This window comes from Stenotrophomonas sp. Steno-Z2 (assembly GCF_056393235.1).
Map to the genome: position 1 here is coordinate 200,871 of NZ_JBWJOY010000001.1, position 25,478 is coordinate 226,348.

The window sequence follows — 25,478 nt, forward strand, 5'->3', positions numbered from 1 at the left end:
CTGCGGGCGGCCTATTGTCCCACAGAGCACCGGGCAGGTCAGGCCGGGGTCGCCCGCCGCCGGGGCAGGCCGGGCCTGTTTCCACAACGGCGAAGGCCGCCCATCGGGCGGCCTTCGCGCAGGTCCGGACGACCGGCCCGGTCAATGGTGGCCGGCGTTTTCCGGCACGTCCGGTACCTCGTCGTCGGCCACGCCGCTGCGGTGGGAGACCACCACGGCGGTGGCCAGGTCGCCGGTGACGTTGAGCGAGGTGCGGCACATGTCCAGGAAGGTATTGACGCCCAGGATGATGCCGATGCCCTCGGGCTTGATGCCGATGATGCCGCAGATCATCGCGATCACCGGCAGCGAGCCGGACGGGATGCCGGCGGTGCCGATGCCGCCCAGGATGCACAGCAGCAGCACCATCAGCTGCTGCGGCAGGCCCAGGTGCAGGCCGTAGACCTGCGCCAGGAACAGCACGGTGATGCCCTCGAACAGCGCGGTGCCGTGGTGGTTGGCCGAGGCGCCGACGGTCAGCACGAAGCGCGAGACCTTGCGCGGCAGCTTCAGGTTTTCCTCGGCCACACGCAGGGTCACCGGCAGGGTGGCCGACGAGGACGCGGTGGCGAAAGCGGTCAGCGTGGCTTCCTGGGTGCCGCGGAAGAAGCTGCGCGCCGACATGCCGCCCAGCAGGCGCACCCACAGCGGCAGCACGATGAAGCCGTGGATGGCGATTGCCAGCAGCACGGTCACCACGAACCACATCAGGCTCTGGATCACGTCCCAGCCCAGCCGCGCGGTCAGGTTGAACATGAAGGCCGCCACCGCGAACGGCGCCAGCTTGATGAACATGCCGATCAGGTGCATGCACACCTCGAACAGGCCCTGCACGGCGTTCTTGAACGCGGTGGTGCCCGCGGTCGGCCTCATCACCAGGCCGATGCCGATCATCAGCGCGAAGAACACGATGCCCAGCTTCTTGCTGTCGTCGCCCATCGCATTGACGATGTTGTGCGGCACGATGTTGACCAGCAGGTCCATCAGCCGCAGTTCGTTGCCCTTGCTGATGATCTCACCGGTCTTGGCGCTGCTCATGGCCTGCTCGACCAGGGCCGGATCCATGTGCGTGCCCGGCTGCAGCAGGTTGACGCAGAGCAGGCCGATGCCGACCGCCAGCGCGGTCACCACCGCGGTGTAGTTCAGCGTCTTCCAGCCCAGCCGGCCCAGCGAGGCGATGTCGCCCAGTTCGGCCACGCCCAGCACCAGCGCCGAGAACATCAGCGGCACCACCAGCATGAACAGCAGGTTGAGGAAGATCTGGCCGAACGGCTGGGTGACGTAATCGATCGTCGTACTCACCCAGGCCGCGTCGGCCGCGGTGGCATGTGCGACCAGGCCCACGATCGTGCCGAGCATGAACCCGAGCAGCACCTTGATGTGCAGGGGCATGGAGGGCTTCCTTGGCGCGTGGGCGTTGGGCATGCGGCGGTACTCGCGGGCGAAAGGTCGCGTAGCTTAACAAAAGCTGCACACGGCCCACCCCTGCCATATGGGCCAGTGCGCCCGGCGCCTGCGGCGCGCTGCCAAACCGCCGCGTTCCCCTAGATGCGCGGGTTTGCCCCGCATGCGGCTTTCCCGGCGAACCCCCGCACCTGCGAGGCCAACCACCGGAGGCCGCTCAGCCGGATTTCCGGTGATCGGGGTAGAGCGGCGGCAACGGCGCTGCCGGCGCCTGCTTATCCGCCCGCCATGCGGGGCCGCTGCTGAATGCGGCGCGCAGCGCGGCGCGGGCCGCGGTCCCGCTGCCGTCGGCCCAGCGTGCCCGGCGCAGCGCATCCAGCGCTTCGCGCTGCGCGGCACTGTCCAGGCGCGTGGCCAGCGCGTCCAGGTCGGCGACCGGGGGGCGGGCCATGCCCCGCAACGCCTGTTCGACATCGTCCAGATCACCGGTGTCCAACGCGCGCCGTAGGTCGGCCAGCGAATGCGTGGCCGCGCCGGTGGCGCCTGGGGCCGCGTCGTTTCCTGCGGCAGTTCCCCGCGCCTGCGGCGTACGCCGCCGGGTCAGCGCCCAGACCAGGGTCGCCAGCCACAGCAGCGCGAACCCGGCCGCCAGCAGCGGCCACAGCCGCTCCGGCAGGTACCGGCCGCCGGGCAGCGCGATCGCACGGTCGCCGGCTTCCGGCGGCGGCGCCGCGGCGACGGTGGTGCCCGGCACGACCGGCGGCGGCATTGCCGCCGCGGTCCCCGGCGCCACCGGCAGGGCCAGGTCGGGCAGCGCGGCGGTCTTCGCCTCGGCCGCGCGCACGTCCCACCAGCGCAGGCGGATGCCGGGCACCGCCAAGGTGCCGGACTGCTGCGGCACGATGGAGTAGCGGCGCGTCAGCTTCAGCTGCGGCCCGTTGCCGTCGAAGGTCTCGTCGTACCGGGGCGGCTCGGCGAACACCTGCGCGGCGTCGCCGAGCGAGGGCACCGGCAGGTCCGGAAACTGCGCGCGCGTCGCGCCGACGGCGGTGGCCTCCACCTCAAGCGTCACCGCTTCGCCGACACGCGCCGACTGCGGTGCGGCCGTATAGCGCAGGCGCAGGTCCTTGAGCGGCAGCCAGGGCTGCGGCGCGGCGTCGGGCACGGCGCGCACCTGCAGGGTCTGGTCGGGCGCGCGCGCGTTGAGCATGCCGTTGCCGCGCCCGAAGAAATCGTCGAAGAAGCCGCCGGCGCCGCGGCCGCTGAAGCGCGCGCCTTCCAGCCGCAACGGGCCGCTGCGCTCGGGAATCAGCAGGAAGCGCCGTTCGACCACGTTGTAGCGGCGGCCGCCGACCTCGCGCGACGAGGTGCGGTCCTCGCCCACGCGCTGCAGCGAGGCCGAGGCCGGCGTCGCCAGGTCCAGTTCGCCCGACGCCAGCTGGGTCGCGAAATAAAGCCGCACCACCACGCCCACGCTCTGCTGCACGTACGGCTGCGGGTCGTCGACTTCGGTTTCCACGAAGGCCACGGCATCGCCGGCGCGGCTGGACACCGGCGCGGCCTCCACCGTCAGCCGCAGCGGCGGGGTCTGCGTCGCACCGACGCGCAAGGGCGGCACTTCCAGCACGCCGCTGCGGCGCGGGGTGAGCACCACGCCGAACAGGGCGGTGTTGCTGACGCTGCCGTTGACCAGGCGCGTCTGCCGGCCGCTGGTGCGTCCGCCCAGCGCGAAATCGGCCTGCAGCGGCGCGTAGTCCGGCGCCGCGCCGGCCTGGTCGGTCTCGATGTTGAGGGTGACCACGTCGCCTTCGCCGACATGGTCGCGGTCCAGCCACGCGCGGGTCTGCGCCTGCACGCCGGCGGCGCAGGCCAGCAACGCGACCAACCACACTTTCATGAAAACGCTTCGCCGCTTCATCGCCCTTCCCGCCTGCGCCGCTCGTATTCGAGCTGGAACTTCGCCTTCAACAGATCGCCCGGCTCGTCGGGCACGCGCTGCATCCACGCTTCGATCGCCTGGCGCCGCTCGCGCTCCTGCGGGCTCATCGCCGCCTGCGCCGCGCGTCTTGCCGGATCGTCGTCGCCGGCCTGCTGCCGGCGCATCGCCTCGGCCATGCGCTCGCGCTGGGCCTGGTCGGCCTGCTGCTGGCCCCGGGCATCTTCCGCCTGCGGCGCCTTCTGCCGCGCATCCGCCGATGGCTGGCCCTGGCCCGGCTGCGGCGGCTGCGCGTCCTTCTGCTGCGACGGCGACTGCCCCTGCTGCGACGGCGAATCCTGCGACCTGCCGTCCTGCGACTGGCCCGGCGACTGCTGCCCGGGCGCTGGCTTGCCCTGCTGCGTATCGGGCTTGTCCTGCTTGCCGCCGCCCTGCTGGCCCGGCGGCGGCTGGCGCCTGCGCGCGGCATCGACCGCGGCGCGGTTGGCTTTCGCATCGGCCATGTCCGGCCGCTGTTCCAATGCGCGGTCGTAGGCGGCGATCGCCTCGTCGTAGCGGCCCTGCCGCGCCAGCGCGTTGCCCAGGTTGTACCAGCCCTGTTCGTTGTCGATGCCCTCGAAACGACGCTGCGCGGTGGCGAAATCGCCCTTGCGGTAGGCCTCGACGCCTTCGGCCAGGCGCTGGTGGTCGCGCTGGTCGGCACGTTGCCACCAGCCTCCGTTTTCGGCCGCCTGCGCCGGCAGGGCCAGTGGCAGCCACAGGCACAGCACCATGGCGGCCAGCGCCTGCCGGCGCCGCCGGAACGCCAGCAGCGCGACCAGCATCAGCGGCGGCAGCAGCCAGTAGCCCTCGTCCTGCCAGGTCCTGTCGGTGCCGCGACCGGGCCGCTCGCCATCGGCCGCCTGCGGCCGCAGGACACCCAGCAGCTGCAGATCCGCGTCGTTGGCCGACAGCCGCGCATAATTGCCACCGCCGGCAGCGGCCAGCGCACGCAGCGAGCCTTCATCCAGCCGCGCCTGCCCGATGCGCCCTTCGCGGTCCTGGTAGGCCGCGCCCACCGGCGTGCCCAATCCCATTGCCGACACGCGATGACCGGCCGCGCGCAGGCGCACGGCTTCGGCCTGCGCGGCGGCATCGGCATGGTCGCTGACCAGCAGGATCACGCCCTCGCGCGCGCTGGCCTGGTGCAGCAGGTCGCCGGCCCATTCCAGCGCCCTGTCCGCCCGCTGTCCGTCCACCGGCATGATGTCCGGCGCCAGCGCGTCGAGGAACAGCGCGACATTGGCGGCGTCGTCGGTGAGCGGCGCCACGGTGAACGGCTCGTCCGCGTAGGCGACCAGCGCCACGCCGCCACCGCGGCGCTCGCGCAGCAGCGTCGCCAGCTTGGCCCGTACCTGCAGCAGCCGGCTCGGCGGCAGGTCGACCGCGCCGGTGCGGCTGGACAGGTCCAGCACCACCACCAGCGGCGTCTTCGACTCCCACAATGGCTGTTCGACCTGGCGCCAGCTCGGCCCGGCCAGCGCCAGCACCGCCAGCAGCAGGCCGGCCAGCAGGGCCAGCCATCCACCGATGCCGCGCCTGCCGCCGCCCACCAGCAGGTGCGGCAGCAGGTGCGCGTCCACCGCGCTGCGCCAGTCGCCGCGACGGCGGCGCCGGTACCAGGCGCCGAGCAGCGCGGCGGGCAGCAACAGCAGCGCCCACAACCAGTCAGGCCGGATGAAATGCAGGCTGTTCCAGAACGCGGTCATCGGCGCCGCTCCGGCCAGGCCAGTGCCAGCAGGCCCAGCAGCAGCGCCGCCGCCAGCGGCCAGGCATAGCGCTCCAGGCGCGGACGCAGCGCCGGCCCGGCGCCGCGCACCGGCTCCAGGCGATCCAGCTCGGCGTAGATGCCGACCAGTTCGCGGGTGTCGCGCGCGCGGAAGAAGCGCCCGCCGGTCTGCTCGGCGATGCGCGTCAGCGTGTCCTCGTCGATCTGGTCCTCGCCCCCGGGCATCTGCATGCCGAACAGTGAGAAGCCGCCGGTGCCGCCGAAGGCGATGGTGTACACGCGCACGCCTTCGGCCCTGGCCAATTCGGCCGCCTTCAGCGGTTCCAGCACGCCCGCGGTATTGACGCCATCGGTCAGCAGGATCAGCACGCGCTGGCCTTCGGCCTGCTCGCGCAGGCGCTTGACCGCCAGCGCGATGGCATCGCCCAGCGCGGTCTCGCGCCCGGCCAGCCCGACCACGCTGTCGCGCAATTGTTCGCGCACGCTGGCGCGGTCTCGGGTCAGCGGGGTCAGCGCGTAGGCGCGCTGCCCGAACACCAGCAGGCCGATGCTGTCGCCTTCGCGGCGGTCGAGGAAGTCGGCCAGCACCGCCTTGGCCGCGGTGAGCCGGTCCACCACCCGGCCGCCGAGCTGCATGTCGTCCTCGCTCATGCTGCCGGACAGGTCCACGGCCAGCATCATCTGCCGCGTCTGCCGTGGCGGTTCGACCGCCTCACCCAGCTGCTGCGGCCGCGCGGCGGCGGCGCACAGGCACAGCCACGCCAGCCACAGCAGCACCGCGCGCAGCGAGGGCGCGCGCCGGCGCGGCGACGCCACCTGCAGCCTTGCCGGTTCCCACGGCACCCGCAGCGCCGGGCCACCGCCCGCGCGCAGCGGCCACAGCGCCATCAGCAGCGGCGCGGGCGCGGCCAGCCACAGCCAGGGCCAGGCGAATTCCGGCAGGCCGCCCAGCAGCATGCGCGCCTGCTCCATCACCGGCGCCGCTCCATCAGGGCGATGAAGCGCCCGCGCGCCAGCGCGCATGCACGCGCGGCCTGCGCGTCGTCGATCTCGCGGCGGAAACCGCCGTCGAGCAGCACACGTCCGTCGCCCGCGCTGAAGTCATGGCCTTGCCCGCCGTCGAGGAAACGCAGCCAGGCCTCGCCCTGCAGCAGCGCCGCCTGCGGGTCGCGGCGGCGGGCCGCGCGGCGCAGCAGTTCCGACGCCATGCCGACGCGGGCGGCCGCGCCACCGGCGGCCGCCAGCGTTCCGTCGAACAGGGATTCCCAGCGCCGGCGCCGGCGCAGGCGGTGCAGCCGCACCGCCGCGATCACGAGAACGACGAGCAGCGCGCCGGCCAGCAGCAGCCACCAGCCCGGCGCTGGCGGCCACCAGCCCGGCGCCGCGGGCAGATGCACATCGCGCAGCGGCAACGTGGTGGCGATCATGCCTGCACCTTCGCGGCGGCGGCCCCCAGCCAGGCATCGCTGGCGTCGTCCGAGGCCAGCACCTGCACCTGGATCCTGCGGCCCGGCAGGGCCTTGCGCAGGGTTTCGACGGGGGCGACGAAGGCGTCGTGCCAGGCATCGCGCATGGCGCCGGCCGCCAGGTCCAGCTCCATGCGTCCGCCCGATGCCGCCACCGGCAGCAGGCAGCGCGGCGGCTGCATCTCCAGCGGATCGACCAGCAGCACCAGGCGCACGTCCACGTGCATCGACAGCGCCGACCAGGTGGCCGGCGCGACGGCCAGGGCGCTGGCCGGGTCCGCCAGCACCAGCGCCCGCGCGCCCGGGTGCAGCAGGCGCGTCGCGCGCTCCAGCGCGGACTGCAGGCCCGCGCCGGCGGCGGACGGCGCGGCGTACCAGCGCACCAGGGCATCGAGCACGCGCAGCACGCCGCGCATGCCGCCGGCGGGCGGCACCAGGCCGTCTTCGCGGCCGCTGCACAGCGCCGCCACGCGATCGCCATCGCGCAGCGCCGACCAGGCCGCGACGGCCCCGGCGCGCGCGGCCTGCACCGACTTGAACCGCGCACGGGTGCCGAAGTACAGCGCCGGTGCGGTATCGGCCACGAGCAGGGTGAGGCGCTCGCGTTCGGCCTGGAAGGTCTTGGTATGGGTGAAGCCGGTGCGCGCGCTCAGCTTCCAATCGATGTGGCGGGCGTCGTCGCCGGCGACATACTCGCGCGATTCGGCGTACTCCATGCCGCGCCCGCGCTGCGCCGAGGTTGCGCGGGCGGCAACGCCGCGCCGCCCGCGGCGCGGGTCGCGCGCGCGCAATGCCAAGCGCCGCAATGCGATCAGCTCGGCCAGCGACGGGGCGATGCCCTCGGATGCGGGGAAAGGAGAATCGGGAACGGGGAACGACGCTCCGCCGTGGGCCGATGACCCGGGAGATACCGCCCTTCCCCTCTCCCCCTTCCCGCTTCCCTGCTTCATCACGGCAACGGCACGCGGTCGAGCAGCGCCGCGACCAGGCGCTCGCCGTCCCAGCCCTCGGCCGCCGCTTCGTAACTGGGCAGGATACGGTGCCGCAGCACGTCCGGCGCCACCGCGCGCACGTCGTCCGGCGTCACGTAATCGCGCCCGGACAGCCAGGCCTTGGCCCGCGCGCAGCGTTCCAGCGCGATGGAGCCGCGCGGGCTTGCGCCCCAGGCAATGCGGCGCGCCAGCGACGCGTCGTAGGCCGAGGCATCGCGCGAGGCCAGTACCAGTTCGACCAGGTAACGCTCCAGCTGCGGCGCCATGTGCAGTTCCAGCACCGCGCGTCGCGCCTGTTCGACCTGCTGCAGCGACAGCTTCTCCACCGGCACGGGCACCGCCTCCATCTCGCGCAGCGCGCGTTCGCGCGCCAGCCGCAGGATCTCCGTTTCCGCGCCCGCATCCGGGTAGCCGATGCGCACATGCATCAGGAACCGGTCCAGCTGCGCCTCGGGCAGGGGGAAGGTGCCTTCCTGCTCGATCGGATTCTGCGTGGCCATGACCAGGAACACCGCCGGCAGCGGATAGGTCCTGCGGCCCACCGTCACCTGCCGCTCGCCCATCGCCTCGAGCAGGGCGGACTGCACCTTGGCCGGCGCGCGGTTGATCTCGTCGGCCAGCAGGATCGGGTGGAACACCGGCCCGGGCTGGAATTCGAAGCGGCCTTCCTGCGGGCGCCAGATGTCGGTACCGGTCAGGTCGGCGGGCAGCAGGTCCGGGGTGAACTGGATGCGCGCGAAGCTGGCATCGATGCGCGAGGCCAGCGCACGGATCGCCGTGGTCTTGGCCAGCCCGGGCGCGCCTTCCACCAGCAGATGGCCATCGGCCAGCAGCGCGACCAGCAGGCGTTCGACCAGGACCGACTGGCCTACGATTTCGGTGGCCAGGGCATCGCGCAGGGCGATGAAGGCCGCGTGCAGGCCGTTTTCGGCGGCCGGCGTTTCGGGCATGTGCGGGGGCAGGTTCATAGGCGCAGTTTGACCGATCCACGATGAAATGGTTCATCGCGCGCGACGGCAACGGTCGTGCAACGGAAAAGGCCGCCTTGCGGCGGCCTTCCCGTCAGCCGGATGGATCCGGCTCAGTGCGGCTTGGCGACGCGCAGGATCTTCGGCGTCACGAACACCAGCAGCTCGGCCTTGTCCTTGCTGCGGCCACGCTTCTTGAACAGGTTGCCCAAGAAGGGGATGTCGCCCAGGAACGGCACCTTGGTGACGCTGCTGCGGTCGGTGAATTCGTACACACCGCCGATCACCACGGTCTGACCATCGTCCACCAGCACCGCCGTGTTGACTTCGCGACGGTTGATGATCGGCACGGTGCCGTAGTCGGTCACTTCCATGAAACGATCGACCTCATCCTTCTTCACGTTCATGTTGAGGAAGATACGGTTGTCCTGGGTGATGGTCGGGGTGACCTTCAGTTCCAGCAGCACTTCCTTGAACTGGACGTTGGCCGTGGGCGCACCGCCGGCACCACCACCACCGGAAATGGTGACGTAGCCGATTTCCTTGCCCTGCTTGATCACGCCCTCACGCTGGTTGGCAGTGACGATGCGCGGATTGGAAACCACTTCACCGCGCCCCTCTTCCTGCATTGCCGACAGCTCCACGTCCAGCGAAAAGCCACCACGCAGCAGGGTGTATGCGATCGAGCCGGCCGGGTTGTCGACCGGCAGGTTCACGTTGAGCCCGCGCCCGTCCCTGGTATTGCCAATCGTACCCAGGGTGCCGCCATAGGCATCGCCCCTTCCGGTAACGGGATCCCTGTTGTTGACGTTGACACCGAATTTCGCGCCCAGATCGCGGGCGAAGGTATCGGTTGCGATGACGATGCGCCCCTCGATCAGCACCTGGTCGACCGGGCGGTCGATCACCGCGATCAGCTCGCGCATCTGCGCGATCTTCTTCGGGATGTCGCTGATCATCAGCGTATTGGTGCGCTCATCGGCCACGATCATGCCGCGCTGGGACAGGAAGCCGTTCTCACGCTGCGCGCTGCCGCCACTGCCACCACCACTGCCGCTGTTGCCGATTCCCTTGGCTTCGGTCAGGGCTTTGAAGATCGCATCGGCGTTGTGGTAGTTGATCTGGATGTATTCGGTCACCAGGCCTTCGCGCTCTTCCAGAGCGATGCGCGCATCCTCCTTCTCCTGCTCGAACTTGGCCAGCTCCTGCTGCGGCGCGACCCAGATCACCCCGCCGTCGCGGCGCTTGTCCAGGCCCTTGGCGCGCAGGACGATGTCCAGCGCCTGGTCCCAGGGCACGTTGACCAGGCGCAGGGTCACATTGCCCTGCACGGTGTCCGAAGCGACCACGTTGAGGTTGGATTCCTCCGCGATCAGCTGCAGCACGGTGCGCACCGGCACGTCCTGGAAATTGAACGTCACCGGGCGGCCGCTGTAGCCGCGCGCGGCCACCGTGGCCGCGGCCTGCGCCACGGTCCGTGCGGTCACCGCACCGGTCGCCGCCTGTTCCTGCCGGGGCGAAATCTCCACCACGTACTCGTTGCCGGACTGGTAGGCCAGCGACTCGAACGCCCCCTGGGTACTCAGCACCAGCTGCGAGCCATGACCCGAGGGCCTGGCATCGATGCGCTGCACCGGCGTGGCGAAATCCACCACGTTCAGCGGGCGCTGCAGTTCGGCCGGCAGGGTCGCATTGCCCATGTCGACCACGACGCTGTTGCCCTGGGTCCGCAGGTCGGGGCTGGCGCCCTGCCCGTCGAACTGCAGGACCAGGCGGCCGGCGCCATCATCGCCGCGCTTGAAGTCGACCTTGGTGACCGCGACGGTCGCCGCAGGCTGCGCGGCGACGGGCGGAGCGACGTCCGCGGCGAAGGCCGCGAACGATGAGCCGCAGGCCAGCGCCAGCGCAACTCCCAATGCGCGGGCGTGGACCATCGCTTGGCGCCGGGCGGGACGCAGGCTCAGGGCTTTGGAAAAAGTCATCGTGCTATCCCCAATAATCATTCATCGATCGTCAAGCGCCAGCGAGGCCGGGCGTTCCAGCCAGCCGCCGGCACCGTCGGGCACCAGTTCAATCAGCTCAATGCCGTCCTCGCGCACGCTGGTGACGCGGCCATCGCTCTGCCCCAGGTACACGCCCGGACGCACGCGGTAGGTCACCTTGTCCGGCCCCATCACCAGCGCGACCATGCCGGCGCCATTGCCGATCGTCCCCACCATGTCCAGGCTGTCGAGCGGGAAGGCTTCCAGCGGCTCCTTGCGCCGGTTCGGGTCCGGCCGCAATGCGCTGTTCCCTTCCGGGTTGACCCAGGCATCGCTGAACGGATCGCGCAGCCCCTGCGCCGAGTATTCGAAGGTCTCGAACTGCTGCATCACCGGCAGCGGATCCAGTGGCGTGGCCGGGCGCGCACGCACGTCGGCCACCCACTTTTCGAGATTGGGCGCATCGCCCGGCGTACTGGTGATGCCGCGCGAGCAACCGGTCGCGGCCAGCAGCAGCGCCGCCGCAGCGAGCGCGCGGATGCGAAGGGAACCGTTCATCGCCTGCCCCCCTTCTTGCGCGCCGCTTCTTCTTCGGCGGCCTTCTTTTCCTGGTCTTCCAGCTCGGCATCATCCAGGTAGCGGTAGGTCTTGACCGTCCCGGACAGCTCCAGCGCCCCGCTGCGCGCGGAGATGCCGGCCTTGGGATCCTTGGGCTTCAGGTTGATGTCGTGCATGGTCAGGATCACCACGCGCGGCAGCGACGCCACGCCGCTGACGAAGGCGCCGAACTGGTGGTAGCTGCCCACCAGGCGCAACGCGATCGGCTTCTCGGCGTAGAACTCCTTCAACTGCTCGTCGCCGGGCTTGAACAACTCGTTGTTCAGGCCGCTGGACAGCGCCGTCTGCGACACGTCGATGATCAGGTCGGGCATCTCGGTCTTGCTGGGCAGCTGGCGCAGCATCTGCTGCAGCACCTGTTCCATCTGCGCGAGCTGCTGCTTCAGCGGCTCGAGGTTGACCGCGCGCCTCTGCTCTTCTTCGAAGTTCTTGCGCAGGGTGACTTCCTTGGCCTCCAGACCCTGGAGTTCCTCGGCCTTGCCGCGGATCACCAGCAGATAGGACAGCCCCAGGATCACCACCGCCAGCACCGCGCAGAACACCAGCTTCGGACCCTGCGGCCAATTGCCGATGTTGTTGAGGTCCAGATTGTTGAAACCGCTCTTCTTCTGGCTCACGGGCGAGCCTCCTTCTGCGCGGCGGCCGGCGCCCCGCCGGCCGGCTGTGCCGCATCGGCAGCGGGAGCCGCAGCGCCTGCGGCGGCCGGGGCGGCAGCCTCTGCCGGCGCCTGCGCGGGTGCCGCTTCGGCCCCCGTGTTCTCGCCCGGCGCGGGCAGCTTCACCTTCAGCATGAACACATAGGGCAGCGACTTGATGTCGACCGCGCTGCCGGAGGCTTCCTGCGCCTTGGCCTCGATGACCGACAGCTCCGGGTTGGACATCCAGCCCGAGCCTTCAAGGTTGCGCATATAGGTGCTGACCCGCGCATTGGACTGGGTACGGCCTTCCAGCGTCAGCGTCTCGCCTTCCTGCTTGAGCGAGGTCAGCACCACGCCATCGGGGATGGTGCGCACCAGCGCGTCGAACAGGTGCACCATCTGCGAACGCTTGCCCTGCAGTTCCTCGATGACCTGCTTGCGGGCGAGCAGACGGTCCTTCTGCCGGTCCAGCCGCTCGATTTCCTTGTTCTGCTCCTTGACCTTGGCGATCTCGGCCTCGAGATAGGCGTTGCGCGCGTTCTGGCCGCTGACCTGCCCGTCGTAATAGAAGTACAGCAGCAGCGACAGCAGCACGCCCGCGACCGCGGCCATGCCCAGCATGGTGTAGAACTCGCGCTGGCGCTGTTTGCGCCGTTCGGCGCGCCATGGCAATAGATTGATGCGCGCCATCAGTCGAACCCCCGCAGGGCCAGGCCGGTGGCGATCATCAGGGCCGGGGCGTCCTGGGCCAGCGCGTGCGCCTGCACCTTCTGCCCCAGCGTCATCTGCGCCAGCGGATTGGCCACCGACGTGCCCACCCCCAGCTGCTCCTCGACCATCGCCGGCAGCCCCGGCAGCGAAGCGCAGCCACCGGCCAGCACGATGTGATCCACCCGGTTGAACTCACTGCCGGCATAGAAGAACTGCAGCAGGCGGCCGATCTGCTGGACCGTGGCCTCCTTGAACGGCTCCAGCACTTCGACCTCGTAGCTCTCCGGCAGGCCGCCCTGGCGCTTGGCCAGCCCGGCTTCCTCGTAGCTCAGGCCGTAGCGGCGCATGACCTCGTCGGTGAGCTGCTTGCCGCCGAATACCTGCTCGCGGCTGTACAGGCTGCGGCCGCCGCGCAGGACGTTGAGCGTGGTCATGGTCGCGCCGATGTCCACCAGCGCCACGACGCCATCGCCGGGCACCGGCAGTTCGCTGGCCACCAGCGCGAAGGCGTTCTCGATCGCGAACGCCTCCACGTCCATGACCTTGGCCACCAGCCCGCCCAGCTCCAGCGCCGACTGGCGCAGCTCGACGTTCTCCGAGCGCGAGGCCGCCAGCAGCACCTGGACCATTTCCGGGTTGTTGGGCACCGGCCCGAGCACCTCGAAGTCCAGGCTCACTTCCTCGATCGGATACGGGATGTAGTTCACCGCCTCCAGCTCGACCTGGGCCTCCATGTCAGCCTCGTCCAGCTCGGCCGGCATCGGGATCACCTTGGTGATCACCGCCGAACCGGCCACCGCGGCCGCCGCCCCCTTGGCGCGGGTCCCCGAGCGCGCCACGGCACGGCGGATCGCCTCGCCGACCGCCTCGACCTCGACGATGTTCTTTTCCACCACCGCATTCGGCGGAAGTGGTTCCACAGCGTAATGTTCCACGCGAAAACGATTGCCGCTGCGGGCAAGCTGAAGCAGCTTTACCGCAGTCGAGCTGATGTCAACACCGATGATCGGTGGTTGACTCTTTGGGATAAGCCCCACGGTTTCTCCCCTGCCGACGGGCACTTGGACGCATTTATTGCGCCCGCGCATTAATAATGAATTTGCGGCGATTGGCAACCGCTCCGCGCGCAGGCCGAGAAATCCGTCACGCCAGCAGAGCCATCCCCTATCGCATCTCCCCGGGGGCGGCCCCAGCCGCTCCCCCGCGTACTCTATACTCTGCGGCCACGAAATCCGCAATCGGGATCCTGCTTGATGCCCCGTTTCCGCCGCTGGCTGCGCTGGCTGCTGGCTCTGTCCGTCGCCCTCGCCCTGGTAGGCGCCATCGCCGCGGGCGCCCTTTATTACATCGTCTCCTCGAAGCTGCCCGACGTGCAGGCCCTGCGCGAGGTGGAACTGCAGGAGCCGATGTACGTCTACGCCAGCGACGGCAAGCTGATGGCCGTGTTCGGCGAGACCCGGCGCTACCCGATCGAGATGAAGGACGTGCCGGAACGCCTGAAGCAGGCTTTCCTGGCCACCGAGGACGCCCGCTTCTACGAACACGGCGGCGTCGACTACAAGGGCATCGCCCGCGCGGTGTGGCTGCTGGCCACCACCAGCGACAAGCGCGTGCCGGGCGGCTCGACCATCACCCAGCAGGTCGCGCGCCAGTTCTTCCTCAGCTCCGAGTACAGCTACACCCGCAAGCTGGCCGAGATCCTGCTGGCGCGCAAGATCGAGAGCGAGCTGAGCAAGGACGAGATCTTCGAGCTCTATCTGAACAAGAGCTTCTTCGGCAACCGCGCCTACGGCATCGGCGCCGCGGCCGAGTACTACTACGGCAAGAAGCTCGGCGAGCTGGACCTGGACGAGATGGCCTCGCTGGCCGGCATTCCCAAGTTCCCGTCCAGCGGCAACCCGATCAGCAACCCGGAGCGCGCGCGCCAGCGCCGCAACAACTACGTGCTGCAGCGCATGGCCGAGCTGGGCTTCGTCACCCAGGCCGAGGCCGACGCGGCCAAGGCGGTGCCGATGCACGCCACGCCGCACGAGCCGCCGATCGAGGTCAACGCGCCCTATGTGGCGGAGATGGTCCGCCAGGAGATGATCGCCCTGCACGGCGGCGACGTGCTCAACAAGGGGTACCGGGTCACCACCACCATCGACAGCCAGATGCAGGAAGCGGCCAACATCGCGGTACGCGACGGCCTGCTGCTGTACGACCACCGCCACGGCTGGCGTGGGCCGGAACAGCATTTCGACGTGCCCGCCGATGCCGACGCCGCCGCGCTCGCCCGCCACATCGCCGCGATCCCCTCGCAGTCGGGCCTGCTGCCGGCCGTGGTGTCGGCGGTCCATGCCGATGGCGGCATCAGCGTGGTGCTGGCCGACCGGACCGAGCTGGTCCTGCCGGTGGCCGCCAGCCGCTGGACCGCGCGCTCGCCCGCCAAGCTGGTCGCGCGCGGCGACATGATCCGCGTGCGCGCCGGCGAGAAGGAAGGCGAATGGCTGATCGAGCAGCTGCCGGTCGGCCAGGCCGCGCTGGTTTCGCTCGATGCCGGCAACGGCGCGCTGCGCGCCCTGGTCGGCGGTTTCAGCTTCGCCGGCAACAAGTTCAACCGCGCCACCCAGGCGCGCCGCCAGCCGGGCTCCAGCTTCAAGCCGTTCCTGTACGCGGCCGCGTTCGACAAGGGCTTCAACCCGGCCTCGATCGTGCTCGACGCCCCGGTGGTGTTCCGCGACCGCCGCGGCAAGACCTGGGAACCCAAGAACGACGGCGGCGGCTTCCGCGGCCCGATGCGCCTGCGCGAAGCGCTGGTGCAGTCGCGCAACCTGGTGTCGGTGCGCCTGCTGGACAGCATCGGCGTGGATTTCGCCCGCAAGTACATCAGCGAGTTCGGCTTCCAGGAAGCCGAGCTGCCGCCGAACCTGTCGATGTCGCTGGGCACCGCCTCGCTGACCCCGCTGTCGGTGGCGCGCGGCTACGCGGTGTTCGCCAACGGCGGCTCGCGCGTGGACACCTGGGCCATCGACGAGGTCAAGGACCGCGACGGCAACGTGGTGTTCAAGCAGAACCCGGCACTGGCCTGCCGCGGCTGCGGTGGCGGCGCGGCCGGCGCGGCGCCGGCCAGCCAGGTCGTGGACGGCTTCAACTTCGGCGCCGAAGCGGCGCCCGCGCCAGCCAAGCCCGATGCCGTCGCCGGTGAAATCGGGCCCAAGGCCGAACCGGAAGCGCCGAACCCCGATGCCCGTACCGCGCCGCGCGCGATCGACGAGCGCACCGCCTACCAGCTGGTGTCGATGATGCGCGACGTGGTCCAGCGCGGCACCGGCACCGCGGCCAAGGTGCTGGGGCGCGAGGACGTGGGCGGCAAGACCGGCTCGACCAACGACCACCGCGACGCCTGGTTCTCCGGCTTCGGCGGCGCGCTCGCCACCACCGTCTGGGTCGGCCGCGACGACTTCCGCTCGCTGGGCTACCGCGAGTATGGCGGCCGCGCCGCGCTGCCGATCTGGATCGACTACATGCGCGTGGCGCTGAAGGATGCGCCGATCGCCAAAAACGACCCGCCGTCGGGCATGGTCGAGGCCACGATCAACGGCGCCACCGAATGGATCAAGGTCGAGGACCTGGACCGGATGCAGGAATTCGACTTCGACCAGCACGACCCGCAGGCCGACGACGCCGCGTTCGATATCTTCTGACCTGCGCCGGGAAGGCGGCCCGGCCGCCTTCCCGCACCGGCCCGGGTTCCGGCGGGCCGCGACAACCGGAGAACGAGCGATGCCACGCACGGCACCCAATGCGCAGCGCGGCAGCCGCGAGCGGCGGCTGATCGCCCAGGAGGCCGCCCGCCTGGTGCGCGAGGGCGGCATCCACGACCTCGAGCAGGCGCGGCGCAAGGCGGCCAGCCGCCTCGGCATCCACGACGAAGCGCTGTGGCCGCGCCAGGCGCAGGTGGAAGAAGTACTGCGCGAACAGCAGCGCCTGTTCGATGCGCACGCGCAGCCGGCGGCGTTGCGCCAACGCCGCGAATCGGCCCTGCAGGCCATGCAGTTCCTGCAGGCCTTCCAGCCCCGCCTGGCCGGCGCCGTGCTGGCCGGGACCGCCGATGCCTCCACCCCGGTGGTGCTGCACCTGCACTGCGACGACACCGACGCCGTGCCGCGTTTCCTGCACGAGCAGCGCATTCCCGCCGAAGCGCGCACGACGCTGCTGCAACTGGCCGGGCATGTATCGCGGCAACCCTATCCGCGCTGGGAATTCGCCGCCGACGGCATCGCCTTCGAGCTGGTCGTGCTGCCCGGGGACGCACTGCGGCACCCGCCGGTTTCCAGCGACGACGGCAAGCCGTTGCCGAGGGCGACGCTCACGCAGCTGCGGCAACTGCTGGCCGGCGGACAGGCGTAGCTGGCGCCACGGAGGGACCGTGGCGGCGTGGCCGCGGCCTCCCCTGCAGGCAGGCGCGCCGCTCGCCGGACAAGGTTGTTCCCGCCGTCCAAGGCGCTCCCCGCCATCGGCAGGCGGCCCCGGAATGCGCCCGGCTATTCTCTGTTCGCGCGCTCCAGGGTGGAGACCCTTCGGGCCATCGACAGGCCGTTGTCGAAAACCGCCCCTGGCGGTTTTTTCACCACGCCCCGCCAAGGCCCGCCCCGCAAGGTGGCACTGGCGTTATCCACAACTTCTGCCGGAAGTGCCGCACAGGCGTTGTGGAAAAGGGGTGCGCGCGGGCTGCCTGCAAACCCCGCCGACGCCTGTACCCGCCGGATGCCGGGTCGCCGGCTGCAATGCGCGCTGCCTTCTCTGCCGCGCAGGACGCCTGCCTGGAACGACGGATACGAAAAGCCCCGCCGAAGCGGGGCTTTCGTTGCCATGGCGGCGCATCGCCGCGCCTGCATGCTTACTTGTAATCGCGCACGTCGTGGCCGGTGTAGACCTGGCGCGGACGGCCGATCTTCATTTCCGGATCGACCTGCTGTTCCAGCCAGTGCGAGACCCAGCCGGCGGTGCGGCCGAGGGCGAACATGACGGTGAACATCTCGGTCGGGATCTGCAGCGCCTTGTAGATGATGCCGCTGTAGAAATCCACGTTCGGGTACAGCTTGCGGGCGACGAAGTAGTCGTCCTGCAGCGCGGCCTGCTCCAGCTTGATGGCGACATCGAGCAGCGGATCGGTCACGCCCAGCTGGCCCAGCACCTGCTTGGTCATCTCGCCGATGACCTTGGCGCGCGGGTCGAAGTTCTTGTAGACGCGGTGGCCGAAGCCCATCAGGCGGAAGCCGGAGGTCTTGTCCTTGGCCTTGAGCACGGCGGACTCAACGTTGTCGGCGCTGCCGATCTCTTCCAGCATCTTCAGCACGGCCTCGTTGGCGCCGCCATGCGCCGGGCCCCACAGCGCGGTGACGCCGGCGGCGACCGAGGCATACGGGTTGGCGCCGGTCGAGCCGACCAGGCGCACGGTCGAGGTCGAGGCGTTCTGCTCGTGGTCGGCATGCAGGATGAACAGCAGGTCCAGCGCCTTCACCACGTTCGGGTTCAGATCGTACTTGCCGTCGGCCGACTCGAAGGTCTGCTTCAGGAAGCGGCTGACGTAGTCCAGCGAGGTGTCCGGGGCGTTGGCCGGCAGGCCCTTGCCGTGGCGGTAGATCAGCGACGACAGGGTCGGCACCTTGGCGATCAGGCGCACGGCGGCCTTGCGGCGCTGCTCGGCATCGGCCAGGTCCAGCGAAGCGTGGTACTTGGCCGAGAGCTGCGCGATCGAGGCGGCCAGGATCGCCATCGGGTGCGCGTCCCTGGCGAAGCTGCCGATCAGGGTGTTGATCGAGGCGTCGACGCCGGCTTCCTCGGCCAGCTCGGCCTCGAAGGCCTTCAGCTGCGCGGCGTCCGGGCGCTCGCCATTGACCAGCATGTAGGCGACTTCGACGAAGCTGGACTTCTCGGCCAGCTGCTCGATCGGGTAACCGCGGTACAGCAGCACGCCCTTGTCGCCATCGATGTAGGTGATGGCGGACTTGCAGCTGGCGGTGGCGGTGTAACCGGAGTCGTAGGTGAAGAGACCGGTTTCCTTGGTCAGCTTCGAGATATCGACACAGTCGTTGCCCAGGACGGGTTTGACTACAGGCAGAACGACCGACTTGTCGCCGGCGTTGAGCGTGACCTGATCAAGATCGGACACAGTGTGCGCTCCTCAAGTGGAAGGCGCCTGTCCTGACGAGGATTGACGGGCAGACGCGTGAAGGAAGTTCCGCGGTTTTCCACCGCGGTTCGCGCCATTATCGCACAGCAGCATTTGCCGGTTGCCAGACGAAAGTCCTATGGACGGCGCATGTCCGCGACACTGCGTCGCGCGCATGCGCCGGCCGGCATTGCGCAATGGTTCAGGCGCGCCGCACGCCACGCAGGGAGCGGCACTGCGCCCTTCCCCGCACCGGCGCAGCCGGCATCGCCGTGCTGGCCCGCCCGGCATTACGGCCAATGGACGGGGCACGACAAAACAACGGCCGCGCAGGGCGCGGCCGTTGCTCGGGCGGAACGACGGATTCGATCAGCGCGCGTAGCGCTTCTGGAACTTGTCGATACGGCCGCTGGTGTCGATGACCTTGTGCTTGCCCGTGTAGAACGGGTGCGAGGCCGAGGAAATTTCGACCTTGATCAGCGGGTACTCTTCGCCGTCTTCCCACTTGACCGTTTCCTTGGAGGACATGGTCGAACGGGTCAGGAACTTGAAATCGGAGGTGACGTCGTGGAACACGACGCTGTGGTAATCGGGATGAATGTCGGCCTTCATGGGCTCACACCGTGTGGGCTGGTGGTCAAGAGCGGCATTATAGGCCCGGCCGGCCCGTCGGGGCAAGCCGGGAATGCGCAACGTCAGGAAACCAGCCCCAGCGCCCGCTGCACCTGGCGTTCGAAGCGTTCCTGGTCGTAGCCGATCAGCAAGGTGGTGTTGTCCGGCGCGCCGGTCTGGCGGTTCCAGTCCACCACGGTGGCGCCGCGGGTGCGGCTGCCGGCCATCTCGACCGCCAGCGGGCGCCGTTCCAGCTTCGTCGCCCCTTCCGGCTGCAGCGCCCAGGCCATCGCCAGCGCGTCGGCCGCATACCAGTACTCGCCGCGGCTGTCCTCGGACCACAGCCGGGTCTGGCGCGAGATCAGCTCGTAGAAGCGCGCCTTGCCGGTGTCGGCGGCCAGCCACTGCTCCACCTTCCGGTGCAGCAGGCCATGGGCCACGGTGGCTTCCCAGTCGGCCACGTCGGCGTGCGGGAAGGCGGTGAACACGATGTGCGCCGCCTCCGGGTCGAAGGCGATGTTGAACTCGGCCACCGGGGTGATGTTGCCGTGGCCGGTGATCGCCCCGCCCATCACCAGGAAGCGCTTCACGCGCTGCGGCAGGGTCGGGTCGAGCTTGAGCGCCAGCGCGATGTTGGTCAGCGGCCCCAGCGCCACCAGCAGCAGCTCGCCGGCGTACTGGTGCGACAGGCGCAGGATCGCCAGCGCGGCGTGCTCGCGCTCGACCGCACGCGCGGCCGCGGGCAGGTCGACGTCGCCGAAGCCGTCGCGGCCATGCACGTGGGCGGCGTCCTCGGCCGGATGCACCAGCGGGTCGGGGGCGCCGGCGAACACCGGCACGTCCTCGCGGCCGGCCACTTCGCACAGCTTCAGCGCGTTGCGCACGGTGTAGTCCAGGCCGACGTTGCCCGCCGCCACCGTCAATCCGACCACCTCGTGGCGTTCGTCGGCAAAGGCCATCAACAGCGCCAGCGCATCGTCCACGCCCGGGTCGGTATCAATCAGCAACGGAATCTTCTTGCTCATCTCATGCTTGTCTTCTGGTCGGCCATGGAGTCTGGCACCTGGGTCATGACAGGGGAAGCCCGCGTTCAGGCCGAGGCGTAGCGCGCCGCGCCGCCCACCCAGCGCGCCACCACGCGGTCGGCGATGGCCGGCGCTTCGGCCAGCAGGCGTTCGGCCAGGGCGTGCACGCCCGGCAGCAGCGCCGCGTCGCGGGCCAGGTCGGCGACGCGGAACGCGGCCAGGCCGGTCTGGCGGGTGCCGAGCAGTTCGCCGGGGCCGCGCAGTTCCAGGTCCTTTTCGGCGATCACGAAGCCGTCGCTGGTCTGGCGCATGGTTTCCAGGCGCTGCCGCGCCATCGCCGACAGCGGGCCCTGGTACATCAGCACGCAGCTGGACGCCGCCGCGCCGCGCCCCACCCGCCCGCGCAGCTGGTGCAGCTGCGCCAGGCCCAGGCGCTCGGCGTTCTCGATGATCATCAGCGAGGCATTGGGCACGTCCACGCCGACCTCGATCACCGTGGTGGCGACCAGCAGGCCGGTCTCGCCGGCCTTGAACGCGCGCATCGCCGCCTGCTTCTCGGCGGCCTTCATGCGCCCGTGCACCAGCCCGACGCGCACGCCGGGCAGCTGCGCCGAGAGCGCCTCAAAGGTGGCCTGCGCGGCCACCGCTTCCATGCGCCCCGCGTTCGCCCCGGATTTTCCGTCCTCGTCCTCGCTCTCGTCGATCAGCGTGCACACCCAGTAGGCCTGCCGCCCCTGCGCGCAGGCCAGGCGGATGCGCTCGACCAGTTCGGGCCGGCGCTCGGCACTGATGACGATGGTCCGCACCGGCGTGCGGCCGGGCGGCAGTTCGTCGATCGCCGACACGTCCAGGTCGGAATACGCCGCCATCGCCAGCGTGCGCGGGATCGGCGTGGCGGTCATCACCAGCTGGTGCGGCACGCTGCGGCCGTCGGCGCCCTTGTCGCGCAGCGCCAGCCGCTGGTGCACGCCGAAGCGGTGCTGCTCGTCGACGATGGCCAGCGCCAGGTCGTGGAAGACCACGTTGTCCTGCATCAGCGCATGGGTGCCGACCACCACCTGCGCCTGCCCGGAGGCGATCTCCTCCAGCACCCTGGCGCGCGCCTTGCCGGTGACCTTGCCGGCCAGCCAGGCCACGCGCACGCCCAGCGGTTCGAGCCAGCCGCGCAGGTTGGCCAGGTGCTGCTCGGCCAGCAGTTCGGTGGGTGCCGCCAGCGCCACCTGCCTGCCCTGCTCCACCGCCAGCATCGCCGCCAGCGCCGCGACCACGGTCTTGCCGGAACCGACGTCGCCCTGCACCAGCCGCAGCATCGGATGCGGGCGCGCGAGGTCGGCGCGGATCTGCGCGAACACGCGCTGCTGCGCGCCGGTGAGGCGGAACGGCAGCGACTGGCGCAACTGCCGCACGCGCCTGTCGCCGCCCGTGAGCGCCGGCGCATGATGCTGCTGCAGGGCGATGCGCTGGCGGCGCAGGCTCAGGTGGTGGGCGAGCAGTTCTTCCAGCGCCAGCCGCCGCTGCGCCGGATGCGTGCCGGCGGCGAGCGCGGCCACATCGGCATCGGCGGGCGGGCGGTGCATGGTCAGCAGCGCCTGCCGCAGCGACGGCAGAGTCAGGCCGGCCAGCAGGTGCGCCGGCAACAGTTCCAGCGCGGCCTCGCCGGGCAGCCGTTCCAGCGCCTGCCCGATCAGCCGGCGCAGGGTCGCCGGGCCGATGCCTTCCACGACCGGGTAGACCGGGTCCAGCGCGTCGCCAAGGCCAGCGTCCTCGCCATCGCCGAGCATGCGGTAACTGGGATGCACGATCTCCAGGCCGTGCTGGCCGGGGCGCGGCGTGCCGTAGCAGCGCAGTCGCGCGCCGACCGCGAACTGCGCCACTTGCGCGGCGCGGAAATGGAAGAAACGCAGCACCAGCGTGCCGCGCGAATCGTCCTCCACCGCCACCCGCAGCATCGGCCGGTAGCGGAAGCCGCGCTCCACCGCGACCACCCGGCCTTCGACCTGCGCGGCGGTGCCGGGCTGCAGCGCGGCGATGGCGCTGAGCCGGGTACGGTCCTCATAGCGCAGCGGCAGGTGCAGCCACAGGTCCTGCAGGCTGCCGATGCCGCGCGCCTGCAGCTTGGCGGCCACCGCCGGGCCGACGCCCGGCAGCGCCGTCACCGGCGTCTCGCCATTGGCCGCCAGTGCGGGGGCAGCCGGCCGGGTACGCGCCATGCGGGTGGATCAGTCGAGGATCATCACCGCATCGACTTCGAACGCCGCGCCCTTGGGCAGGCCCGACACCTCGATGGTGGAACGGGCCGGGAACGGCGCCTGGAAGTATTCCTGCATCACCGCGTTGACCTTGGCGAACTCGCCCAGGTCGGTCAGGTACAGGCCCAGGCGCACCATCCTGTCCAGCGAGCCGCCGGCTTCCTCGGCCACCGCCTTGAGGTTGTCGAAGGCGCGGCGCGCCTGCGCGGCGACGTCGCCGGCGACGATCTCGCCGGTGGCCGGGTCCAGCGGGATCTGGCCGGAGAAGTACACGGTGTTGCCGGCGCGCACGGCCTGCGAGTACGGGCCGATGGCGGCCGGCGCGTTGGCGGTGTTGATGATCTGGCGGGACATGGGGGAGCTCCGGTTGGGAAAAGACGGACCATTGTAACGTCCGCTTCCGCCACGCCGGACCGCGGGCGCCGGCGGGCGACGCCATCGCGGGACGCGCTGGACAAATTTTCGCCACCCCTGGCGGAAGCCCGCCGCGCAATGCCTGCGGAGGCTTATCCACAACTTGTCGGCATGGCGCTGCACACCGGCTGTGGAGAACCGCGCCGCGGTGTGCCCGGGTGGCGCGTGGCGCGCGCCTGCTGGTGCGCTGTCGAGCCGCACAGGCGCAGGGCAAGCCCCGCTCTACGCGTCCGCCACGCTCACTGGCGCCGCACCGACTGCACGACGCTCAGGCGTCGCAGCCGGCGCATCACTTCGGCCAGGTGGTTGCGGTCGCGCACCTGGATGTTGAAGCACAGCACCGCGGCGTTGAAGTCGCGGTCCAGGTAGTCCACGCGCTCGATGTTGGACTGGCTCTGGGCGATGGCCGCGGCCAGCTGCGCCAGCACGCCGGTGCCGTTCTCCACTTCCACCACCAGCGCGGTGTCGTAGTCGCCGACCACGCTGCTGTCCCAGCCGATCGGCACCCAGCGCTCGGGCGACTTGCGCAGCTCGGCCAGGTTCGGGCAGTCCATGCGGTGCACCACGATGCCCTTGCCGGCAGTGTGGTAGCCCATGATCTCGTCGCCCGGAATCGGCTGGCAGCAGCCGGCGAAGCTGACCACGCCGCGCTCGCTGCCGTTGATCAGGATCTTCTCCTGCGCCCGCTGCGCGGTGCCGCCGGCGCGCGGCTCGCCGTGCGCCATCAGCGCCTGCGCGGCCTGGGTCGGCATCCAGTTGCCGAGCGCCACGTCGGCCAGGAAGGCTTCCAGGCGCGGGTAGCGGTGCTCGCCGAGGAAGGCGTCCAGCCGGCCCTTGGGCAGGCGCTCGATCGAACTGTCCATCGCCTCCAGCGCGCGGTCGAGCATGCGGTGGCCCAGCTGCACCGCGTCTTCGTGCTCGAGCTGCTTGAGCTGGTGGCGGATGGCGGTGCGCGCCTTGGAACTGACCACGAACTCCAGCCACTGCGGCTTGGGCGTGGCCGAGCGCGCGGTGATCACCTCCACCGTCTGCCCGCTGACCAGCCGGGTGCGCAGCGGCACCAGTTTCTTGTCCACGCGCGAAGCCACCGCGCGGTTGCCGACGTCGGTATGCACGGCGTAGGCGAAGTCCAGCGCGGTGGAATTGCGCGGCAGCGCGAGGATCTTGCCCTTCGGGGTGAACAGGTAGACCTCGTCCGGGAACAGGTCGACCTTGACGTTGTCCAGGAACTCCAGCGAGGAACCGGCCGAGCGCTGCGAGTCGATCAGCTCGACGATCCACGCATGGGCCCGGCTCTGCGCGCTGTTGGGCGAGTCGCCGCCGAACTTGTAGGTCCAGTGCGCGGCCACGCCGCGCTCGGCGATCAGGTCCATTTCCTCGGTGCGGATCTGCACCTCGATCGGCGAGCCGTAGGGCCCGAACAGCACCGTGTGCAGCGACTGGTAGCCGTTGGCCTTGGGAATGGCGATGAAGTCGCGGAAGCGCCCGTCCAGCGGCTTGAACGCGGCGTGCACCGCGCCCAGCGCGTGGTAGCAGCTGGGCACCGAGCGCATCACCAGGCGGAAGCCGAACACGTCCATCACCTGGTCGAAGGTTTTGTTCTCCTCGCGCATCTTGGTGTAGATGCTCCAGGGCGTCTTGATGCGGCTGACCAGGCGGTGTTCCAGGCCTTCGCGCGCCAGTCGCTGCGACAGCTGCACCTCCACCTGCGCCATCGCCTCGCGGCGCACCACCGGCTGGCTGCGGATGTGTTTTTCCAGGATGGCGTGGCGCCACGGGTACAGCGCCTTGAAGCCCAGGTTCTGCAGTTCGGACTTGATCAGGCTCATGCCCAGGCGCTGGGCGATGGGCGCGTAGATGTCCAGCGTCTCCATCGCGATGCGGCGCCGCGCCTCGGCGCTCTGCGCGCCCAGCGTGCGCATGTTGTGCAGGCGGTCGGCCAGCTTGATCATGATCACGCGCAGGTCGCGCGACATGGCCAGCAGCATCTTGCGGAAGCTTTCCGCCGCCGCTTCCTGGCGGTCGCGGAAGCGCAGCTTGTCCAGCTTGGTGACGCCTTCGACCAGTTCGGCCACGGTCTGCCCGAACTGCCCGGCCAGCTCATCGTGGGTGAGCGGCGTGTCCTCGATGGTGTCGTGCAGGATCGCCGCGACCAGCGCCTCCACGTCCAGGCCGAGCTCGGCCAGGATGCCGGCCACCGCGACCGGATGGGTGATGTAGGGCTCGCCGGACTTGCGGGTCTGCCCCGCGTGCGCGGCCGCGCCCACTTCCCAGGCGCGGCGCAGCATCGGCAGCTGCTCGGCGGGCAGGTAACTGGCTGCGCGTTCGAGCTGGAGTACGTAATCCGGCACCGCGCCACCCGCGGGCGCAGCGACCTGGGCAGAGGGGCCTGGGTTCATGGCTTGGAAGATATGCCAGCGGCAACAACACGGCAACGCCGGGATGCGACATGGCTCTCGCGCTGCCGCCCCACGGTTTGCGCCCGTCCACACCCGCCGCT

General features: G+C 70.3%; 20 protein-coding genes. 2 read left to right on the forward strand and 18 right to left on the reverse strand.

The window, feature by feature from the left end; translation table 11 throughout:
* Positions 1–141 precede the first annotated feature (141 nt).
* The 12 genes from AC06FP_RS00860 to AC06FP_RS00915 all read right to left on the reverse strand — a co-directional run bounded on the left by AC06FP_RS00860 (position 142) and on the right by AC06FP_RS00915 (position 13,558).
* Complete coding sequence (locus tag AC06FP_RS00860) at positions 142–1,464, reverse strand: dicarboxylate/amino acid:cation symporter (RefSeq protein WP_478074136.1); 1,323 nt, start codon at positions 1,462–1,464, stop codon at positions 142–144.
* Between the two features lie 196 nt (positions 1,465–1,660).
* A complete protein-coding gene (locus AC06FP_RS00865; protein WP_478074137.1) occupies positions 1,661–3,361 on the reverse strand; it encodes a BatD family protein in 1,701 nt (566 codons plus the stop codon).
* Positions 3,358–5,145, reverse strand: coding sequence for a VWA domain-containing protein (locus AC06FP_RS00870; RefSeq protein WP_478074734.1), 1,788 nt, complete (start codon positions 5,143–5,145; stop codon positions 3,358–3,360). The genes AC06FP_RS00865 and AC06FP_RS00870 overlap by 4 nt, the downstream gene beginning before the upstream one ends.
* Positions 5,124–6,119, reverse strand: coding sequence for a vWA domain-containing protein (locus AC06FP_RS00875; protein ID WP_478074138.1), 996 nt, complete (start codon positions 6,117–6,119; stop codon positions 5,124–5,126). Before AC06FP_RS00875 ends, AC06FP_RS00870 begins: the two co-directional genes overlap by 22 nt.
* Positions 6,119–6,574, reverse strand: coding sequence for a DUF4381 domain-containing protein (locus AC06FP_RS00880; protein ID WP_478074139.1), 456 nt, complete (start codon positions 6,572–6,574; stop codon positions 6,119–6,121). The genes AC06FP_RS00875 and AC06FP_RS00880 overlap by 1 nt, the downstream gene beginning before the upstream one ends.
* Positions 6,571–7,449: a DUF58 domain-containing protein gene (locus AC06FP_RS00885; RefSeq protein WP_478074735.1), complete on the reverse strand. Its 879-nt coding sequence runs from the start codon at positions 7,447–7,449 to the stop codon at positions 6,571–6,573. The genes AC06FP_RS00880 and AC06FP_RS00885 overlap by 4 nt, the downstream gene beginning before the upstream one ends.
* Positions 7,450–7,562: 113 nt before the next feature.
* Positions 7,563–8,573, reverse strand: coding sequence for an AAA family ATPase (locus AC06FP_RS00890; RefSeq protein ID WP_478074140.1), 1,011 nt, complete (start codon positions 8,571–8,573; stop codon positions 7,563–7,565).
* A 113-nt stretch (positions 8,574–8,686) separates the two neighbouring features.
* Positions 8,687–10,555 carry a type IV pilus secretin PilQ gene (locus tag AC06FP_RS00895; protein WP_456116919.1) on the reverse strand — a complete coding sequence of 623 codons (1,869 nt, stop codon included), beginning with the start codon at positions 10,553–10,555 and terminating at the stop codon, positions 8,687–8,689.
* A 21-nt stretch (positions 10,556–10,576) separates the two neighbouring features.
* Complete coding sequence (locus AC06FP_RS00900) at positions 10,577–11,113, reverse strand: pilus assembly protein PilP (protein WP_456116920.1); 537 nt, start codon at positions 11,111–11,113, stop codon at positions 10,577–10,579.
* Positions 11,110–11,790 carry a type IV pilus inner membrane component PilO gene (locus AC06FP_RS00905; RefSeq protein WP_456116921.1) on the reverse strand — a complete coding sequence of 227 codons (681 nt, stop codon included), beginning with the start codon at positions 11,788–11,790 and terminating at the stop codon, positions 11,110–11,112. The genes AC06FP_RS00900 and AC06FP_RS00905 overlap by 4 nt, the downstream gene beginning before the upstream one ends.
* On the reverse strand, positions 11,787–12,500 hold the full coding sequence (locus AC06FP_RS00910) for a PilN domain-containing protein (protein WP_478074141.1): 714 nt from the start codon (positions 12,498–12,500) through the stop codon (positions 11,787–11,789). Before AC06FP_RS00910 ends, AC06FP_RS00905 begins: the two co-directional genes overlap by 4 nt.
* Entirely contained in the window at positions 12,500–13,558 is a 1,059-nt protein-coding gene (locus tag AC06FP_RS00915) for a pilus assembly protein PilM (RefSeq protein ID WP_456116923.1), read from the reverse strand. Before AC06FP_RS00915 ends, AC06FP_RS00910 begins: the two co-directional genes overlap by 1 nt.
* 216 nt (positions 13,559–13,774) lie before the next feature.
* Between AC06FP_RS00915 and AC06FP_RS00920 the strand changes: the two genes are divergently transcribed.
* Both AC06FP_RS00920 and AC06FP_RS00925 read left to right on the forward strand, forming a co-directional pair.
* A complete protein-coding gene (locus tag AC06FP_RS00920; RefSeq protein ID WP_478074142.1) occupies positions 13,775–16,207 on the forward strand; it encodes a penicillin-binding protein 1A in 2,433 nt (810 codons plus the stop codon).
* 79 nt (positions 16,208–16,286) lie between these two features.
* Positions 16,287–16,913, forward strand: coding sequence for a hypothetical protein (locus AC06FP_RS00925; protein ID WP_478074143.1), 627 nt, complete (start codon positions 16,287–16,289; stop codon positions 16,911–16,913).
* 490 nt (positions 16,914–17,403) lie between these two features.
* Here AC06FP_RS00925 and AC06FP_RS00930 read toward each other — a convergent pair whose 3' ends face one another.
* From AC06FP_RS00930 to AC06FP_RS00955, 6 genes are all read right to left on the reverse strand, one after another.
* Positions 17,404–18,678 (reverse strand): citrate synthase, encoded by a 1,275-nt coding sequence (locus AC06FP_RS00930; protein WP_478074144.1) that lies wholly within the window; start codon positions 18,676–18,678, stop codon positions 17,404–17,406.
* Positions 18,679–19,047: 369 nt separating this feature from the next.
* Positions 19,048–19,290 (reverse strand): type B 50S ribosomal protein L31, encoded by a 243-nt coding sequence (locus AC06FP_RS00935; protein ID WP_250060891.1) that lies wholly within the window; start codon positions 19,288–19,290, stop codon positions 19,048–19,050.
* A gap of 83 nt (positions 19,291–19,373) precedes the next feature.
* Entirely contained in the window at positions 19,374–20,315 is a 942-nt protein-coding gene (locus AC06FP_RS00940) for a nucleoside hydrolase (RefSeq protein ID WP_478074145.1), read from the reverse strand.
* 65 nt (positions 20,316–20,380) lie between these two features.
* Entirely contained in the window at positions 20,381–22,525 is a 2,145-nt protein-coding gene (recG, locus tag AC06FP_RS00945; RefSeq protein ID WP_478074146.1) for an ATP-dependent DNA helicase RecG, read from the reverse strand.
* Between the two features lie 9 nt (positions 22,526–22,534).
* On the reverse strand, positions 22,535–22,918 hold the full coding sequence (locus AC06FP_RS00950; protein ID WP_433852296.1) for a RidA family protein: 384 nt from the start codon (positions 22,916–22,918) through the stop codon (positions 22,535–22,537).
* A gap of 299 nt (positions 22,919–23,217) precedes the next feature.
* Positions 23,218–25,377, reverse strand: a complete 2,160-nt coding sequence (locus AC06FP_RS00955) for a RelA/SpoT family protein (protein WP_456116929.1) — start codon at positions 25,375–25,377, stop codon at positions 23,218–23,220.
* Between the last annotated feature and the right edge of the window lie 101 nt (positions 25,378–25,478).

What these genes read in the sequence shown, in the direction of transcription:
- AC06FP_RS00935 (WP_250060891.1), bottom strand. Translation starts at nt 19,290, where the DNA reads ATGAAGGCCGACATTCATCCCGATTACCACAGCGTCGTGTTCCACGAC.
- AC06FP_RS00895 (WP_456116919.1), bottom strand. Translation starts at nt 10,555, where the DNA reads ATGACTTTTTCCAAAGCCCTGAGCCTGCGTCCCGCCCGGCGCCAAGCG.
- AC06FP_RS00880 (WP_478074139.1), bottom strand. Translation starts at nt 6,574, where the DNA reads ATGATCGCCACCACGTTGCCGCTGCGCGATGTGCATCTGCCCGCGGCG.
- AC06FP_RS00910 (WP_478074141.1), bottom strand. Translation starts at nt 12,500, where the DNA reads ATGGCGCGCATCAATCTATTGCCATGGCGCGCCGAACGGCGCAAACAG.
- AC06FP_RS00955 (WP_456116929.1), bottom strand. Translation starts at nt 25,377, where the DNA reads ATGAACCCAGGCCCCTCTGCCCAGGTCGCTGCGCCCGCGGGTGGCGCG.
- AC06FP_RS00925 (WP_478074143.1), top strand. Translation starts at nt 16,287, where the DNA reads ATGCCACGCACGGCACCCAATGCGCAGCGCGGCAGCCGCGAGCGGCGG.
- AC06FP_RS00900 (WP_456116920.1), bottom strand. Translation starts at nt 11,113, where the DNA reads ATGAACGGTTCCCTTCGCATCCGCGCGCTCGCTGCGGCGGCGCTGCTG.
- AC06FP_RS00860 (WP_478074136.1), bottom strand. Translation starts at nt 1,464, where the DNA reads ATGCCCAACGCCCACGCGCCAAGGAAGCCCTCCATGCCCCTGCACATC.
- AC06FP_RS00950 (WP_433852296.1), bottom strand. Translation starts at nt 22,918, where the DNA reads ATGTCCCGCCAGATCATCAACACCGCCAACGCGCCGGCCGCCATCGGC.
- recG (WP_478074146.1), bottom strand. Translation starts at nt 22,525, where the DNA reads ATGGCGCGTACCCGGCCGGCTGCCCCCGCACTGGCGGCCAATGGCGAG.
- AC06FP_RS00890 (WP_478074140.1), bottom strand. Translation starts at nt 8,573, where the DNA reads ATGAACCTGCCCCCGCACATGCCCGAAACGCCGGCCGCCGAAAACGGC.
- AC06FP_RS00875 (WP_478074138.1), bottom strand. Translation starts at nt 6,119, where the DNA reads ATGGAGCAGGCGCGCATGCTGCTGGGCGGCCTGCCGGAATTCGCCTGG.
- AC06FP_RS00865 (WP_478074137.1), bottom strand. Translation starts at nt 3,361, where the DNA reads ATGAAGCGGCGAAGCGTTTTCATGAAAGTGTGGTTGGTCGCGTTGCTG.
- AC06FP_RS00940 (WP_478074145.1), bottom strand. Translation starts at nt 20,315, where the DNA reads ATGAGCAAGAAGATTCCGTTGCTGATTGATACCGACCCGGGCGTGGAC.
- AC06FP_RS00920 (WP_478074142.1), top strand. Translation starts at nt 13,775, where the DNA reads ATGCCCCGTTTCCGCCGCTGGCTGCGCTGGCTGCTGGCTCTGTCCGTC.